At 73.0% G+C, this 14,986-nt stretch carries 15 protein-coding genes and 1 pseudogene; 4 read left to right on the top strand and 12 right to left on the bottom strand.

All coding sequences use genetic code 11. The features are described 5' to 3' along the window. Window positions 1–187 precede the first annotated feature (187 nt). Together IF30_RS0101540 and IF30_RS0101535 are read left to right on the top strand one after the other, a co-directional pair. Window positions 188–736, top strand: a complete 549-nt coding sequence (locus IF30_RS0101540; RefSeq protein WP_030230794.1) for an RBBP9/YdeN family alpha/beta hydrolase — start codon at window positions 188–190, stop codon at window positions 734–736. A 19-nt stretch (window positions 737–755) separates the two neighbouring features. Continuing rightward, window positions 756–1,355 carry a hypothetical protein gene (locus tag IF30_RS0101535; RefSeq protein WP_030230791.1) on the top strand — a complete coding sequence of 200 codons (600 nt, stop codon included), beginning with the start codon at window positions 756–758 and terminating at the stop codon, window positions 1,353–1,355. A gap of 31 nt (window positions 1,356–1,386) precedes the next feature. On the opposite strand, the gene IF30_RS0101530 is transcribed toward IF30_RS0101535, so the two are convergent. The 5 genes from IF30_RS0101530 to map all read right to left on the bottom strand — a co-directional run bounded on the left by IF30_RS0101530 (window position 1,387) and on the right by map (window position 7,657). Continuing rightward, window positions 1,387–3,699 carry a transglycosylase domain-containing protein gene (locus IF30_RS0101530; RefSeq protein ID WP_051709010.1) on the bottom strand — a complete coding sequence of 771 codons (2,313 nt, stop codon included), beginning with the start codon at window positions 3,697–3,699 and terminating at the stop codon, window positions 1,387–1,389. Between the two features lie 244 nt (window positions 3,700–3,943). Then, window positions 3,944–5,440 (bottom strand): alpha/beta hydrolase, encoded by a 1,497-nt coding sequence (locus IF30_RS0101525; RefSeq protein WP_030230789.1) that lies wholly within the window; start codon window positions 5,438–5,440, stop codon window positions 3,944–3,946. 158 nt (window positions 5,441–5,598) lie between these two features. Beyond that, window positions 5,599–6,024 (bottom strand): acyl-CoA thioesterase, encoded by a 426-nt coding sequence (locus IF30_RS0101520; protein WP_030230788.1) that lies wholly within the window; start codon window positions 6,022–6,024, stop codon window positions 5,599–5,601. Window positions 6,025–6,034: 10 nt separating this feature from the next. Then, on the bottom strand, window positions 6,035–6,781 hold the full coding sequence (locus IF30_RS0101515; protein WP_051709009.1) for an HAD-IA family hydrolase: 747 nt from the start codon (window positions 6,779–6,781) through the stop codon (window positions 6,035–6,037). 108 nt (window positions 6,782–6,889) lie between these two features. Further along, window positions 6,890–7,657, bottom strand: a complete 768-nt coding sequence (gene map, locus IF30_RS0101510; RefSeq protein ID WP_030230784.1) for a type I methionyl aminopeptidase — start codon at window positions 7,655–7,657, stop codon at window positions 6,890–6,892. A gap of 190 nt (window positions 7,658–7,847) precedes the next feature. On the opposite strand from map, the gene IF30_RS0101505 reads away from it, so the two are divergent. Next, window positions 7,848–8,126, top strand: a complete 279-nt coding sequence (locus IF30_RS0101505) for a helix-turn-helix domain-containing protein (RefSeq protein WP_030230783.1) — start codon at window positions 7,848–7,850, stop codon at window positions 8,124–8,126. A 133-nt stretch (window positions 8,127–8,259) separates the two neighbouring features. On the opposite strand, the gene IF30_RS0101500 is transcribed toward IF30_RS0101505, so the two are convergent. The 5 genes from IF30_RS0101500 to IF30_RS0101480 form a co-directional block, all read right to left on the bottom strand. After that, on the bottom strand, window positions 8,260–9,651 hold the full coding sequence (locus IF30_RS0101500) for an ABC transporter substrate-binding protein (protein ID WP_030230780.1): 1,392 nt from the start codon (window positions 9,649–9,651) through the stop codon (window positions 8,260–8,262). Window positions 9,652–9,716: 65 nt separating this feature from the next. Then, window positions 9,717–10,601 (bottom strand): carbohydrate ABC transporter permease, encoded by an 885-nt coding sequence (locus IF30_RS0101495; protein ID WP_078891053.1) that lies wholly within the window; start codon window positions 10,599–10,601, stop codon window positions 9,717–9,719. Further along, on the bottom strand, window positions 10,598–11,518 hold the full coding sequence (locus IF30_RS0101490) for a carbohydrate ABC transporter permease (RefSeq protein ID WP_030230775.1): 921 nt from the start codon (window positions 11,516–11,518) through the stop codon (window positions 10,598–10,600). The genes IF30_RS0101495 and IF30_RS0101490 overlap by 4 nt, the downstream gene beginning before the upstream one ends. Before the next feature lie 607 nt (window positions 11,519–12,125). Next, entirely contained in the window at window positions 12,126–12,887 is a 762-nt protein-coding gene (locus IF30_RS0101485) for an SDR family NAD(P)-dependent oxidoreductase (protein WP_030230772.1), read from the bottom strand. A 307-nt stretch (window positions 12,888–13,194) separates the two neighbouring features. Further along, window positions 13,195–13,782, bottom strand: coding sequence for a TetR/AcrR family transcriptional regulator (locus tag IF30_RS0101480; protein ID WP_030230769.1), 588 nt, complete (start codon window positions 13,780–13,782; stop codon window positions 13,195–13,197). 148 nt (window positions 13,783–13,930) lie between these two features. On the opposite strand from IF30_RS0101480, the gene IF30_RS0101475 reads away from it, so the two are divergent. Beyond that, window positions 13,931–14,410: a DoxX family protein gene (locus IF30_RS0101475; protein ID WP_051709008.1), complete on the top strand. Its 480-nt coding sequence runs from the start codon at window positions 13,931–13,933 to the stop codon at window positions 14,408–14,410. Window positions 14,411–14,483: 73 nt separating this feature from the next. Here IF30_RS0101475 and IF30_RS0101470 read toward each other — a convergent pair whose 3' ends face one another. Both IF30_RS0101470 and IF30_RS50720 read right to left on the bottom strand, forming a co-directional pair. Next, entirely contained in the window at window positions 14,484–14,780 is a 297-nt protein-coding gene (locus IF30_RS0101470; RefSeq protein ID WP_030230762.1) for an MTH1187 family thiamine-binding protein, read from the bottom strand. A gap of 109 nt (window positions 14,781–14,889) precedes the next feature. Next, window positions 14,890–14,986: pseudogene (locus IF30_RS50720) on the bottom strand (epimerase); the annotation flags it as partial.

Genomic DNA, 14,986 nt, shown 5'->3' with positions numbered 1-14,986 from the left:
GGCGGTCCGACCGCCCCACCCCGGTGCCGTCGGCAACGGGACGCACCGCGCGTACGGCGGCGCATCCGGAGGCGCGGGCGCCGGTTGCGGGGAGTGCGCGCCGGGCGGGCGCCCGGCTGCGGCGGCGGGCCGTCCGCGGCCTAGACTCCTGCTGCTCACGACCGCCTCGCCCCGCCTGGAGGAGCCCATGCCGGACCGCACCACCTACCTCGTCCTCCCCGGCTACCAGAACTCGGGCCCCCGGCACTGGCAGAGCCGCTGGGAGGCCGCCGAGCCGGCGGCCTTCCGCCGGGTGGAGCAGGCGGACTGGGACCGCCCGGTGCGGGAGGACTGGGTGGCGCGGGTGGACGCGGCGGTGGCGGCGGCCGCCGCCGAGGGCCCGGTGGTGCTGGTCGCCCACAGCCTGGGCTGCGTGACCGCGGCCCGCTGGGCGGCCACCGCCGACGCCGACCGGACGGCCGCCGTCCGGGGCGCGCTGCTGGTCGCCCCGGCCGACGTCGACACCGCGGAGGTGCCGGAGCTGGTGGGCTTCCGCCCGGTGGCGATGGAGCCGTTCCCGTTCCCGGCCGTGGTGGTCTCCTCGACCGACGACCCGTGGGTCTCCCCCGAGCGGGCCCGCGCGTTCGCCGAGGCGTGGGGCGCCCGGTACGTCGAGCCGGGCGCGTACGGGCACCTCAACTCCGACTCCGGGCTGGGCGACTGGCCGGAGGGCCGCAAGCTGCTTGCCGAACTGTGACGGCGTGAACGGGGGGACGATGGACAAGAGGACGTCACGGACCAGGCGCACCCTGGTCCGGCTGCTGGCGACCGGCGGGCTGGCCGCCGTGCTGCTGTACACCGAAGGGCAGTGGGAGAGCCGCTCGGGCGGGCGGATGCTGGTCGCCGACCTGCTCAACCGGCCGGAGCTGCTGCTCGGGGCGGCGCTGGCCGCCCTGATCGCGGCCGCCTGGCTGAGCGATCTGCGGGCCGCCGCCCTGCGGACGGCCACCCGGGCGGTCACGGTGACCGCCGGGGTGGTGTTCCTGCTCGGCGTGGTGGCCGCGCACAAGGTCTCGGCGGCCGAGACCCGCAGCCGGGAGACCGCCCCGGCCGGGGCCGAGCTGGCCCTGGTCGTCGTGCACCGTTCGTACGCCGCCGGGCCCGCGCCGACCGAGCAGTGGCAGGTGCTGCTGGAGTCCGGCGAGGGCTGGTCGGCGCGGCGCTGGTCGCTGGCGGACATCGGCGTAGGCCCGGACGACACCCGCCTGGTGCAGGCGAGTTGGACCGGGCGGGAGCAGATCACCGTGGTGACCGACTCCTACCGGCGGGTGTTCAACCTCGACCAGGACAGCGGCGAGCCGGTCGAGGCGCGGTGAGCGCCGGCCCGCCGGCGGCGGGCCGGGCCGCTCACTGGCCCTCGGGGTCCGCGGGGGTGGCGGGGGTGGCGGGGCCGGATCGACCGGTCGGGCCGGTGCCGCGCGGCTTGCCGGTGTTCCCGTTGCTCCCGGGGGTGCCCGTGGCGGGGGCGCCGGTGCAGGCGGTCGGAGTCGGCGAGCCGCCGGGGGTGCCGCAGTTCGGGTCGCGCTTGGGCGGGTCCGGGATGTAGACGGTGGTGAAGTCCTGCTCCGGCAGGCTCCGGACGGCGTCGCTCATCGCCTGCTGCCAGATCGGCCCGGGGCCCGTCGCGCCGAACACCTCGGCCTGGTAGTGGCCGCCGATCCGGATGTTGCGCATCGGCACCTTGGTACCCGGGCTGCCGAGCCAGACCGAGCCCGCCAGGTTGCCCGTGTAGCCGGTGAACCAGGCCGACTTCTTCTCGTCCGTGGTGCCGGTCTTGCCCGCGATCTGGCGGTTGTCGTCCAGGTGGAGGTCCCGGGCGGTGCCGCCCTTCTCGGTCACCCCGAGCAGCACGGTGTTGATCACGTCGGCGGTGTCCTCGGACATCGCCTGGCTGCACCGGGCCGGCGGCACCGGCACGTCCTTGCCGTCCACCGTGCTGATCCGGCTGATCGCCACCGGTGCGCAGTACGTGCCTCGGGCGGCGAAGGTCGCGTACACGTTGGCCATGGTCAGCGGGCTGACCTCCTGGGTGCCGAGGCCCAGCGCCGGCACCTGCTGCAGCGGCGAGCCGTCCGCCTTCCCCGCCACGCCCAGCTTCTCGGCCATCTGCTTGACCGCGCAGAGGCCGATCTCCTGCTCCATCTGCACGAAGTAGGTGTTCACGGAGAGCGCCATGGCCTGCTTGAGCTCGTACGGGCCGACCTCGCCGGCGCTCTCGTTGGGGATGACCCCCTCCTTCTTGCCCTTGCTGAGGTTCTTCCAGGTGCCGTCGCAGGTCTTCATCGTCGGCCAGTCCATCCGGTTCGGTGAGTCGTACCGCTGGGTGGGCGACAGGCCGGCCTCCAGGGCGGCGGCGGCCACGATCGGCTTGAAGTTGGAGCCGGGCTGGAAGCCGATGCCGCCGCCCATCGCCGCGTCCACGTTGTAGTTGACGACGGTCTCGTTCTTCTCCTTGGCCAGGCCGTACGGACGGGTCTGCGCCATCGCCAGGATGTTTCCGCTGCCGGGCGCGACCATCGTCATCGCGGCGGAGACCGGGTCGGTGACGTACACCTGGGTGGAGACGGCGTTCTGGGCGGCGGCCTGCTTGTCCGGGTCCAGGGTGGTGTAGATGTTCAGGCCGCCGGTGTTCCACAGCTTCGTGCGCTCGGCCGCGCTCTTGCCGAACGCCGGGTCCTGCTTGACGACGTGGCGCACGTAGTCGCAGAAGAAGCCCGTGCCGGCCCGGGCGGTGATGCAGCCGTTCTGCGGGTCCTTGTAGCTGAGGCCGAGCGGGGCGGCCTTCGCCTCCTTGGCCTGGTCCGCGGTGATGTGCTTGTTCTCCACCATCTTGTCGATGACGGTGTCGCGGCGCTTCTGCGCGGCCACCGGGTGCAGCTTCGGATCGTACTGGGACGGGTTCTGCACCAGCCCGGCGAGCATGGCCGCCTCGGGGAGGGTGAGGTCCTTGGCGTCCTTGCTGAAGTAGCGCTGCGCGGCGGCCTGGATGCCGTACGCCTGGTGGCCGTAGAAGGTGATGTTGAGGTAGTTGGTGAGGATCTGCTCCTTGGTCAGGTCCTCCTCCAGCTTGATGGCGTACCGGAGTTCCTGGATCTTGCGGCCGAGCGTCTTGCGCTGCGCCTCGCGCACCGCCTCCGGGTCGTCCCCGGCCTTCTCCACGTTGACGTTCTTCACGTACTGCTGGGTCAGGGTGGAGGCGCCCTGGACGGTGGCGCCGCTCTCCGCGTTCTTGGTGATCGCCCGCAGGACGCCCTTGAGGTCGACGGCGCCGTGCTCGTAGAACCGGGCGTCCTCGATGTCCACCTGGGCCTGGCGGATCAGCGGCGACATCTGGTCGGCGGTGAGGACGGTGCGGTCGCGCTCGTAGACCTTGGCGATCAACCCGCCCTTGGCGTCGAAGATCTGGGTGGCCTGGGTCAGCGGCGGGGCCTTGAAGTCGTCCGGTATGTTCTCGAAGCCCTCGGCGCCGCTCTTCGCCCCGAGCCCGACCGCGCCGGCCCCCGGCAGGATCAGCCCTGCCAGCAGGACCCCGCCGAGCACGCTGGCGCCGAGGAACTTGGCCGCGTGGCCCAGGATTCCGAGGGGGGTCTCACGGCGCCTCGGGCGCGGTACCCAGGTGTCGCCCGGGTCCGGGGCAGGTATGCGGCTCTTCGGTGACATAGATCGAACACTACGGCCGTGAACACCCCCTGCGGGAAGGGTGTTGGCGAAGGATTGTCACAAAATCGCGACGGATTCGACTCAATCGCGAGAGCCGAACGGACGTGCACGCAGGAACAAGGGCCGTTCGCCCACAGCCGGTTGGCCCTGCGTGCCACCACCCCTGCTCAGCGCTCCTCGGCACCTCCCCGGCGGGCACCCGGCCGGCCCGCACCCGGCGCCGGCTCGCGCCTCGGCGCCGCGCTCACTCCGCCGGGCAGAAGACGTCCTCGGCCGGACGCCGGCCGGTCACCAGGAAGTCCGTCACCGCAGCGTCGCCGCAGGCGTTCCCGTTGGCCACGTACACGTCGTGGCCGCCCGAGTCCACCGTCACCATGCGGGCCCGCTGCCCGAACGCCGCCCGCAGCTTGAGCGCGCCGGTGTACGGGGTGGCGGGGTCGCGCAGGTTCTGGGCCAGCAGGACGTTCGCCGGGCCGCGACCGGTGACCTTCACCGGCGGCTCGGCGGAGGCGGACCGCCAGAAGGCGCAGGGCATCACGTTGACCGGCATGCCGGCCGTGAGCGGACGGGCGGCGCGGTCGGCGGCGACGTCCTTGACGTACCCGGCCGGATCGGTGGGCCACTGGACGTCGTTGCACAGGGTGCCGACCGAGACCGCGATGGTGTTCTGCACGGCCTGCTCGGGCGGCGTCACCGGGGTGGGCAGCGGGCGGCGGCCGAGGGCGGCCAGCATCAGCCGCGCGAGGGCCGGGAACTGGGAGTCCGCGTACATGCTCTGCATCATGGTCTCGCGCAGCACGTTGCCGTTCAGCTCCGCCGGGTCGGCCCCGGGCCAGGGCAGCGGAGACCGGTCGAGGTCGGCGGCCAGGCTCAGGAAGAGGGGGCGGACCTCCTCCGCCGTGTCCGCGACCCGGTCCGGATTGTCCGGCGACGCCGCCCACTTGGCGAAGTCCGGGAAGCGGTCCTCCACGCCCTGCCCGAAGGCCGCGAGCCAGCCGCGCCCGACCCGCGACGGGTCCGGGTCGTCGTTGCTGTCCAGCACGATCCGGTCGGTCTGCTGGGGGAACATGGTGGCGTAGACGGCGCCGGCGTAGGTGCCGTACGAGGTGCCCCAGGCGGAGAGCCGGCGTTCATTGAGGGCCCGGCGGATGCTGTCGATGTCGCGGGCCTCGTTCACGGTGGAGATGCTGCGCAGCACTGGTCCGCCGTTGCGGGCGCAGGCCTCGGCGATTCGGCGTTCGGTCTCCAGGTTGTCGTCGATCGAGCCGTCCGCGGCCGGCCAGGGCCGCAGTTTGACCATCGAGAGGTCGGAGTGCTCCAGGCCGCAGCTGACGGGGGTGGAGCGGCCGACGCCGCGCGGGTCGAAGCCGATGAGGTCGAACCGGTCCAGGACGGACTGCGGGAGGCGCCCGGCCGCCTTGCCGGGGATGCCCAGGCCGGAGCCGCCCGGGCCGCCCGGGATGGTCAGCAGGACGCCGTGGCGCAGGCCCGGCTTCGCGGCGGGGATGCGGGAGACCGCGAGCGTGATCTGCTCGCCGTGCGGGTCGCCGTAGTCCAGCGGAACGGTGACGGTCGCGCACTGCTGGCGGGGGTCGGACTGGTCCCCGCAGCCGGACCAGACGAGGCGGTCCTTCCGGACGTTCGGGGCGTCGGCGGCGGCGGGCAGGGCGGTCAGCGCGGTGACGGCGAGGGCGGCGGCCGCGGTCGCGGCGGCGGCGATGGTGAGCGTGTTCTTCGGCATGCCCAAGAGTCTGCTGTGGCAGGCGACTTGGACCCATCCGGGCAGCGGGCCGGTCGGGGGTGGGGTAAACCCCCGCATCGCCGGGTGGAGGCCGCTGCCCGTTGCGGCCTCCGGCGGGAGGGGTTCAGGGGGTGGGCGGGAAAAAACCTGACATACCGTCAGAGTCCGAGCAGCGCCGGGTCGGTGGCGAGGGAGCGCAGCGGCTCGCGCGGGTCGGCGACCAGCTTGCGCTCGGCCAGGTCGAGGATGCCGCCGACGCCGGTGATCTCCGCGGCCAGCACGCCGTCCTCACGGGTCAGCCGCTGCACGACCTGGAAGGTCTTGCCGTCGCGCCAGGCGAACGAGCAGCTGACGTCCACCGAGTCGCCGGCCCGCAGCTCCCGCAGGTACTTGACCGTGGTCTCCAGCACGACCGGGCCCACGCCCCCGGCCACCAGGTCGGCCTGGCGGATGCCGGCCGCCCGCAGGTACTCCCAGCGGGCGTGCTCGGCGTACTGGAGGTACACCGACTGGTTGAGGTGGCCCTGGGTGTCGGTCTCGTACCCGCGGACGGTGACGTGCGTGCTGAAGTCCTGATCGGTCATGCCCCGCACGCTACTCCGGGCGGCGGGGCACCACCTCGTGTCGTCCGTCACCCCGGGCGGGTCGGTTCGGCAGTGCCGCCAGCAGCGGCGCCAGGGCCTCCGGACGCCGGTCGACGGGCAGGTGCTCGACGGCGTGGAAGCCGCAGCCGAGCGCGGTCGCGCCGCCGTCGCAGATCCGGTCGTCACCGACCATCAGCACGTCGGCCGGGGCGAGGCCGAGCCGGCCGCAGGCGGTCTCGAAGATCAGCGGATCGGGCTTTTGGGCGCCGACCTCGAAGGACAGGACGTAGTCGTCGACCAGCTCGTCCAGGCCGTGGGCCCGGAAGACCGGACGCAGGTCCCAGCCGATGTTGCTCACCACCGCGACCGGGACGCCCCGGCGGCGCAGCTCGCGCAGCACGGGGGCGGCGTCCGGGTAGGGGCGCCAACTCGCGGGCGCCATGTGGCTCTCGTAGAGGGCGTCCACGTCGAGGGCGGCGGGCGGCTCGGCGGCCCGGGCCAGTGCGGTGTAGGCGGCACGGTGCAGTTCGGGGGTCAGGTCCCGGGTGTCCCAGGCGCCCTGCACCTCGGACGGGATCCGGCGCGGCGGCACGCCCCCGGGCAGTGCGCCGAACTCCTCCAGCCTGAGCACCAGTTCGGCCTGCCCGGCGGCGGACAGGCCGAGGCCGGCGGCGGCGGTGAAGGCCGCCAGCCACTCGGCGGTGGAGACGACGCGGAAGAGGGTGCCGGAGAAGTCGAACATCACGCCTTTGGTCATGGCGCCGAGCCTAGCGGGGCGTTCGACCGCCGGTGGGGACGCTGCGGGGCGGGCTGTGGAGAGGGCTGCGGGGAGGGCCACAGCGTGGTCGCGGCGCCGGTCCTCGACTCAGGGGAGGGTGAGGATGCGCGGGCCGTCCTCGGTGATGGCGACGGTGTGCTCGACGTGCGCGGCGCGGCTGCCGTCGTTGGTGCGCAGGGTCCAGCCGTCCGGGTCGGTGCTGTAGTCGTCCCGGCCCCCGGCGATGAGCATCGGCTCGATGGCCAGCACCAGGCCCGCGCGCAGCGGGTAACCCCGGCCGGGGCGGCCCTCGTTGGGCAGGTGCGGGTCCTCGTGCATGCGGCGGCCGATGCCGTGGCCGCCGAAGCCCTCCAGCATCCCGTACCGCCTGGCGCGGGCGACGGTGCCGATGGCGTGGGCGATGTCGCCGATCCGGTTGCCGACCACGGCGGCGGCGATGCCCGCCTCCAGGGCGCGCCGGGTGTCGTCGATCAGGGCGGTGTCCTCGGGGCGGGCGGTGCCGACGGTGAAGCTGACGGCCGCGTCACCGGCCCAACCGTCCAGGACGGCGCCGCAGTCGATGCTCACCAGGTCACTGTCACGCAGTCGGTAGCCGTCCGGGATGCCGTGCACCACGGCGTCGTTGACGGAGGCGCAGATGACGGCCGGGAACGGGACGGGCGCGAAGGAGGGGCGGTAGCCGAGGAACGGCGAGGTCGCCCCGGCCGCGGTCAGCACGCCGCGTGCCACCTCGTCCAGCTCCGACAGGCTCACCCCGACCGCCGCCGTCTCCCGTACGGCGGCGAGGGCGTCCGCCACGACCCGTCCGGCTTCGCGCATCGCGTCGAGGGCGGCGTCCGACTTGAGCTCGACCATGGTGCATCACTCCCCTGAATCCAATTCTTATACCGGTATTTGTATCACGGTCGATGGTGGACGAGCATCACCCGGCCCCGGCGCGAGGGAGCCGCGCGGCCGGGAGGCCCCGCCGGCCTCTCCGGCCTCTCTGACCCGCCCGACCGGCCCGCCGCCTCCGGCGCGCCCGGGTCGCACTAGACTCGTGGCCATGGTGAGGACTCCGCTGACCCCGTGGGAGCGCGAACGCGGGGAGCGCTTCGGGGCGATGCTGCGCGAGGCGCGCGGCGAGCGCAGCATGGTCGAGGTGGCGGCGGTGGCCGGTGTCTCGGCGGAGACGCTGCGCAAGATCGAGACGGGACGGGCGCCGACCCCCTCCTTCTTCACCATCGCGGCGCTGGCCTTCGCCCTCGACCTGTCGCTCGACGAGCTCGCCTCCGCCTGCGCGGACCCGGAGGACGGCGAACACGGCGAGGCGCTCTCGGCCTGACGGACGACGACGGCCCGCCCGGCGCGTGGTGCGCGGGGCGGGCCGTCGTTCCGGGCGCGGCAGTGGCAGTCGCGGCGGTGGCAGTGGCGGTGGTGGTCGCGGTGGCGGTGGCAGTGACGGTGGCGGTGGCGGCTCAGCCGACCGAGCTGTTGTAGCTCTCGATCGCCGGCTGCAGCTCCTTGGCCGCGTCGGTCAGCGCCTGCTGGGCCGTCTTGCTGCCCGAGACGGTCTGCTCGATCGCGGTCTCCACGCCCTTGCGGGCCTGCGGCATCACGCCGAGCAGGCAGCCGGCGGTGGCCTGGGTGGGCTTGGTGGCCTTCAGCTGGTCGATGGCGGTCTGGAACTGCGGGTACTTGGCCACCCACTCCTTGTCCGTCGGGTCGTCCAGCGCCTTCTTGTTGACCGGGAAGTAGCCGGTGCCGGTGTGCCAGACGGCCTGCTGCTCGGGGGCCGTCACGAACTTCTCGAACTCCCAGGCGGCGCGCTTCTCCGCGTCGGAGTGGCCGGGCCCGCTGATCCACAGCGAGGCACCGCCGATCGCCGGGCCGCCCTGGTCGGCGGCGGTGATCTTCGGGAAGGCGGCGGTGCCGACGGCGAACTTGGCGGCCTCGGTGTAGCCGCGCAGCACACCGGTGGACTCCAGGTGCATCGCGACCGTGCCGGCCTTGAAGGCGGCCTGGGCGTCGTCGGTGGTGCGGCCGGTGTTGGCCGCGTAGCCGCCCTTGACCAGGTCGGCCCACCACTGGACGACCTGCGCGCCCTGGGCGGATTCGAACACGACCTTGCTCGCCTTCTTGCTGCGGCCGTTGTCGTTGTCGCAGTACACGGTGCCGGACTCGGCCAGCAGCTCCTCGACGAACCAGCCGTAGATGGCCGCGCCGAAGCCGTACCGGACGGTCTTGCCGTCGGCGTCCTTCCTGGTCAGCTTCTTCGCCAGCTCGCCCAGTTCGTCGAGGTCCTTGGGCGGCTGCGCCGGGTCGAGGCCCGCCTCCTTGAAGGCGTCGGTGTTCAGGTACAGCAGCGGCATCGAGGAGTTGAACGGCATCGACTGGAGCTTGCCGCCGACCGAGTAGTAGTTGCGGATGTTGGCGTCCAGGTCGTCCAGCGCGTAGCCGTCCTTGTCGGCGAAGGCCTGGGCGGGGACGGTCTGCTTGGAGTCGATCATGAACCGGGTGCCGATGTCGTAGACCTGCACCAGGGCGGGGGTGCCCTTCTGCTGCACCGCGGCCTTGTACTTGGTGACCAGTTCGTCGTACTTGCCCTGGAACTGCGCCCTGACCTCGATCTTGCCCTGGTGCGCGGCGTTGAACTGGTTGACCAGCCCGGTGAGCACCTCGGCGTTCTTGCCGGTCATCGAGTGCCAGAACTCGACGCCGGTGACGCCGGAGGCCTGGTCCAGCGCCTGGGCGCCGGGTGCGGCGGCGTCGGTGGATCCGCCGGAGCCGGAGTCACCGGAGGAGCTGCAGGCGGTCAGGGACAGGCCGGCCACCAGCAGGGCCGCGAGCGCGCGTGCACTCTTCTTCACGGGGTTCTCTCTCTCGAAAGCGATGGACTCACGGACGGACTCGCCCGGGACGGACGTGGATCGGGTCAGCGCACCGCGCCCGCGGTGAGGCCGCGGACGATGAAGCGCTGGCCGAACACCACCAGGGCGAGGGTGGGCAGCAGGGAGAGCACGACGCCGGCCAGGATCAGCCCCGGGTCGGCCATCTCGGAGTCGCGCAGCGAGGTGAGGCCGATCTGCAGGGTCTGCATGTTCGCCGTGCGGGTGATGATCAGCGGCCAGAAGTACTGGTTCCACGCGGACAGGAAGACGTAGATCGACAGGGCCGCGAGCGCCGGCTTGTTGAGCGGGACGACGATCCGCCACAGGAAGCGCCAGTGGCCGGCGCCGTCGATCCGGGCGGCGTCGCGCAGTTCGCCGGGCAGCTGGCGGAAGGCCTGGCGCAGCATGAAGGTGCCGAACCCGGAAGCGAGGAAGGGCAGCACCAGCCCGAAGTAGGTGTTGCCGAGCCCCCAGCCGGACAGCGTCAGGTAGTTGGGGATGATGATGGCCTCCCACGGGACCATCAGCGTCGCCAGGAACACCCCGAACACCGCGGCCCGCGCCTTCAGCGGCAGGAAGACGAAGGCGTACGCGGCCAGGATCGAGGTGAAGAGCTGGGCGAGGGTGATGACGGTGGCCACGATCGCCGAATTGGCGTACTGGCGGGCCAGCGGGATCGCCTCCACGGCCCCGGAGAAGTTCCGCCCGGTGACCGAGTGCGGCAGCAACGCCGGCGGGTACGTGGAGAGTTCGGACGGGCCCATGAAGGCGCCGGCGACCGCGTAGTACACCGGGAAGGCCACGGTGACGACGGCGACGGCGAGCAGCAGGTAGACGGCGGCGCGGCCGAGCAGATCGCGCGGGGAGCGTCCGGCGAGCAGCCGGGCGCGCGGGCGGGGCGCCTCGACCTCGGTGGCGATCGAACTCATGCGTAGTGCACCTTCCGCTCCAGGACGCCGAACTGGACGGCCGTGCAGGCGAGGACGACGACGAGCAGCACCACGGCCTGGGCACTCGCGGTGCCGAAGTCGCTGGAGCCGTAGGCGAACGCCTTCTCGTAGACGGAGTAGACGAGGGTCCGGGTGGAGCCGTCCGGCCCGCCCTTGGTGAGGATGTGGATCTGGCCGAAGCTCTGCAGTGCGTGGACGGTGGAGATCACCGTCAGGAAGAACAGGTTCGGGCCGAGCATCGGGACGGTGATCGAACGGGCCAGCCGCAGGCCCGAGGCACCGTCGATCCGGGCGGCTTCCACCACCTCCCCCGGGATCGAGCCGATGCCGGCGGAGAGCACCAGCACGTTGTAGCCGAGGTTCATCCAGACCGTGGTGACGGCCACCGAGCCCAGCGCGTAACGGGAGTCGGTCAGCCAGCCGACCGGGCCGAGGCCGACGTGCGAGAGCAGGCCGTTGAGCACCCCGCTGGCGGGGTTGAAGAACACCGCGAAGACCACCGACGCACTGGCCACCGAGAAGGCGAAGGGCAGCGCGAAGGCGGAACGCAGCAGCCGCACGCCCCGGATCCGGTTCTCCAGGAGCAGCACCAGCACCAGCGCGCCGAGCACCCCGGGCACCACCGTGAGCACCGTGAACAGCGCCGTGGTGACGAGCGTCCGGCGGAAGTCCGCCGAGGTCAGCAGGTCCGCGTAGTGCTTCGTCCCGACGTAGCGGGAGGGCGCGCCGAAGAGGTCGTTGGCGTGCCCGCTCAGGTAGACGGTCCGGCCCAGCGGATAGCCGATGAAGAGGACGAAGACCACCAGGGAGGGCAGCAGGAACGCCCAGGCGAGCCCGTGCTCACCCCAGCGGCTTCGACGGCCCGGCAGGGGCGCGGTGTGCGGTGCGGTCGGCATTTGGTGCGCGTCCGCCTTTCGTGAAGTCGGTTCCGGCCGAAACCGTGTCCTGCCCACACGACGCCGCGGGAACCTCGTGGTGATCAACGGGTGTCACCGGGATTACGCGTTCGCGTCAGATCCGGCCGATCGTGCCCGGACGGCCTGCCGATCGTGCCCGGACGGGTAGCCGATCGTGCCGGGACGGGCCGCCGGACCGGCCGCCGAACGGACTGTCAGGAGGCCTCCCGAGCGGCCCGCGGCGGGACCGGCGGCCCCGTCGGAGAGGTGCCGTACGGTGCGCGGGCGGACGAAACGGAATTCGAAGCACGAGCCGCAATGGCCGAAACCTTGCGCAGCCGCGCGGGCGCCTGGGCACTCGCCCAGGGCTTCGCCGCGTACCTGGTGAGCTGCTGGGGCCGGCGGACGGCCTCCCCGACGCCGACCTCGACGCGGCCGAACGGCGGCTCGGCCGGGGCTGCCGCCGGTACCAGGCGCCGGACGTGCCGGTCCAGGTGGTCGAGGGGCCGGAACGACGGACCGGGCACGCACCCCGCAGGCGCTGGAGGCGCGGCACGAGGCGGTGCCCGGCGACTTGGGTGGGCGGGTGGAGCCCCGCCCCGCCCGCTCAGGCGGTGGTGCCACCGTCCAGCACGAGGTCGGCGCCGACGGTGTAGCCCGCCTCCGCCGAGGCGAGGTACAGCACCGCGGCGGCCACCTCCTCCACCGCGCCCGCCCGGCCGACCGGGACGTCGGCCCTCATCCGCTCGGCCTTCTCCGCCGCGCTCTCACCGGGCCGGCCCGACATGGGGGTGTCCACCGCGCCGGGGCTCACCGCGTTGATCCGCACGCCGTCGGCGATGTGGTCACGGGCGGCGGCGCGGGTGAGCGCGGTGACCGCGGCCTTGCTGACGGCGTAGGCGCCGACGCCTTCGGCCCGGCGGTGGACACCCAGGTTGGAGGAGACGTTGACGATCGCGCCGCCGCCGTGGGCCCGCATGTGGCCGATCTGGTGCTTCATCGCGAGCAGCGTGCCGGTGACGTTGATGTCGATCAGCCGCTGCCAGTCGGCCTCGGCGATGTCGGCGACGGGCCCGAGTGCGCCGATCACCCCGGCGTTGTTGACAGCGACGTCCAGCCCGCCGAACCGCTCGACGGCCTCGCGGACCAGCCGGGCGGCGTCCTGACCGTCCGTCACGTCGCCGGTCAGGGCGACCGCCTTGCCGCCGGCCTGCTCGATCAGCTCGACGGTCTCGGCGAGCGGGGCGGCGGTGCGGCCGGCGACCGCGACGTTGGCGCCCTCGCGGGCGAAGGCGAGCGCGATGGCCCGACCGATGCCGCTGCCGCCGCCGGTGACCAGGACGGACTGGTCGGCGAAACGCGTGGTCATGGTGTGAACTCCTCGGTCCGAGTGGTGTGTTCCGGTACGCGGGTGCGGCCCGGTGCGGGGGTGTGTTCCGGCACGGGGGTGTGCTCCGGCACGGGGGTGTGTTCCGGCACGGGGGTGTGTTCCGGCACGGGGGTGGCTTGAGGTGAGGCGGTGGCCGCGGCGGGCGCCGTGGTGCCGATGGTGGCGTCGAGCAGTGTGAGGACGGACCGGCCCGGTGGTGCGGTACCCAGGAGAAGCCCCTCACTTGTTAACGACCGTTCGGTACAGAATGCGGGCCGCAGGGGGCTCCGCCCGGGCGGAGCGGACGTCAGCCCGCCTCCAGCAGCACCAGCGCCTGCTCGGCGGCGTCCCGCACCCGGGCCGCGCCGTCGGCGGTCTTGCCCATCACCCGGATGCCCTGCATCAGCACCATCAGCATCCGGGCGAGCGCCCGGGGCTCCCGCCCGGCGGGCAGTTCGCCCTGCGCCTCGGCGCGCACCAGGGCCGCGGTCAGCACCGCCTCCAGGTGGCCGAGGCTGGCGCCCACCCGGCGGGCCGCCGAGGGGTCGTGGGGGGCGAGCTCGACGGCGGTGTTGACGACGAAGCAGCCGCGCTCCCGCCCGGCCCCGGTCGACTCCGCCGCGTACCGGCGCACCAGTGCCCGCACGGCCGGCAGCACCGGGCCGGGCTGGGACAGTTCCGCCAGCAGCACCGGATCGGTCTGCTCGGCGTACCGCTCCAGCGCGCGCAGGTAGAGCTCGTGCTTGCTGCCGAAGGTGGCGTAGATGCTGGCCCGGGCGATGCCGAGCCGCTCGACCAGGTCGGCCATCGAGGTGGCCTCGTAGCCGCGCTGCCAGAACAGCTCCAGGGCCGCCTGCAGCGCCGTGTCCGGGTCGAATTCCTTCGTTCGCGCCATGTGGCACACGCTATCCCTTTCGGGAACGAGCGGTCAAGAAAGAAGACTTCCGGGCCAGTACGGACACCTGACGGAGCATTGCCAAGTGGACTAGACCAAAGCTACCCTGACCGCCCCATCCCTCCTTCCCCCACAGGAGGCGTTCCGCATGCCCGCACACCTGCCCCGCACCCCCCGCCAGGCCGCCGACGCCGCCCGACCTCTCGTACTGACGGCCTTTCGGATCGTCGTCGGCCTGCTCTTCGCCTGCCACGGCGCCGCCTCACTCTTCGGCGTCCTGGGCGGCGCCAAGGGCGGCGGCAGCATCCCGCCGGCCCAGTGGCCCGGCTGGTGGGCCGCGCTGATCCAGCTGCTCGGCGGCGCCCTGGTACTGCTCGGCGCCGGCACCAGGACGGCCGCCCTGCTCTGCTCCGGCTCCATGGCCTACGCCTACTTCACCGTCCACCAGGAGCACGCGGTGCTCCCGCTGCAGAACGGGGGCGAGGCCTCGGTCATGTTCTGCTGGGCCTTCCTCGTCATCGCGGTGCTCGGCTCCGGCCCGTACGCGCTGGACCGACTGCTCACCCGCCGACCGGCGGCCCCGGCCGGACCTGCCGGACCGGGCGGACCGGGCGGACCGGGCGCGTAATTGCCCTCGACGGGTCGAGCCCCGGGAAGCCGCGGCTCAGCCCCCCGCCCGGTTCCCGCCCCGCCGCCCGCACTCAGCCTTCGGCGAGGTGCCGCTCGACCGAGGCGACCTTGGCGGTGAGGCCGTCGGTGACCCCGGCCCGGTCGTCGATCTTGATGAGCGTGCTCACCCGGCTGCTGTGGGCCTTCACCGCGTCGACCGCCTCCCGGATCACCGGCATCACCTCGTCCCACTCCCCCTCGATGCTGGTGAACATGGCGTCCGTGCGGTTGGGCAGCCCGCTCGCCCGGACCACCCGGACGGCGGCGGCCACCGCCTCACCCACGTCCTCGCCGATCCCCAGGGGGGTCACCGAAAAGGCTGCGATCACGATTCTGCGCTCCTTGTCCCGACGGCTCCGGTCGTTGGTTCGGACCGGTCCGAACCGACGACCAGGCTAGACGGGCCGTCAGGCCGACGAGGGCAGCGGCGGGCCGACGGTCGGCGGCGCGGGCGAAGTCGCGTTGGTGGATCCAGGAGACGTACTGCGCGCCGCCGGCGATCGGCCCGCCGGCGCCGAGGCGGGCCAGCCAGGAG

The sequence above is a fragment of the Streptomyces sp. NRRL S-350 genome, from assembly GCF_000719705.1.
Lineage (GTDB): Bacteria > Actinomycetota > Actinomycetes > Streptomycetales > Streptomycetaceae > Kitasatospora.
This window is presented reverse-complemented; position numbering and strand designations above follow the sequence as displayed.

Coding starts and splice junctions, on each gene's coding strand:
- map (WP_030230784.1), bottom strand. CDS start 7,657: ATGGTCGAGCTCAAGTCGGACGCCGCCCTCGACGCGATGCGCGAAGCC.
- IF30_RS0101540 (WP_030230794.1), top strand. CDS start 188: ATGCCGGACCGCACCACCTACCTCGTCCTCCCCGGCTACCAGAACTCG.
- IF30_RS0101485 (WP_030230772.1), bottom strand. CDS start 12,887: ATGACCACGCGTTTCGCCGACCAGTCCGTCCTGGTCACCGGCGGCGGC.
- IF30_RS0101530 (WP_051709010.1), bottom strand. CDS start 3,699: ATGTCACCGAAGAGCCGCATACCTGCCCCGGACCCGGGCGACACCTGG.
- IF30_RS0101480 (WP_030230769.1), bottom strand. CDS start 13,782: ATGGCGCGAACGAAGGAATTCGACCCGGACACGGCGCTGCAGGCGGCC.
- IF30_RS0101515 (WP_051709009.1), bottom strand. CDS start 6,781: ATGACCAAAGGCGTGATGTTCGACTTCTCCGGCACCCTCTTCCGCGTC.
- IF30_RS0101535 (WP_030230791.1), top strand. CDS start 756: ATGGACAAGAGGACGTCACGGACCAGGCGCACCCTGGTCCGGCTGCTG.
- IF30_RS0101490 (WP_030230775.1), bottom strand. CDS start 11,518: ATGCCGACCGCACCGCACACCGCGCCCCTGCCGGGCCGTCGAAGCCGC.
- IF30_RS0101495 (WP_078891053.1), bottom strand. CDS start 10,601: ATGAGTTCGATCGCCACCGAGGTCGAGGCGCCCCGCCCGCGCGCCCGG.
- IF30_RS0101505 (WP_030230783.1), top strand. CDS start 7,848: ATGGTGAGGACTCCGCTGACCCCGTGGGAGCGCGAACGCGGGGAGCGC.
- IF30_RS0101475 (WP_051709008.1), top strand. CDS start 13,931: ATGCCCGCACACCTGCCCCGCACCCCCCGCCAGGCCGCCGACGCCGCC.
- IF30_RS0101525 (WP_030230789.1), bottom strand. CDS start 5,440: ATGCCGAAGAACACGCTCACCATCGCCGCCGCCGCGACCGCGGCCGCC.
- IF30_RS0101520 (WP_030230788.1), bottom strand. CDS start 6,024: ATGACCGATCAGGACTTCAGCACGCACGTCACCGTCCGCGGGTACGAG.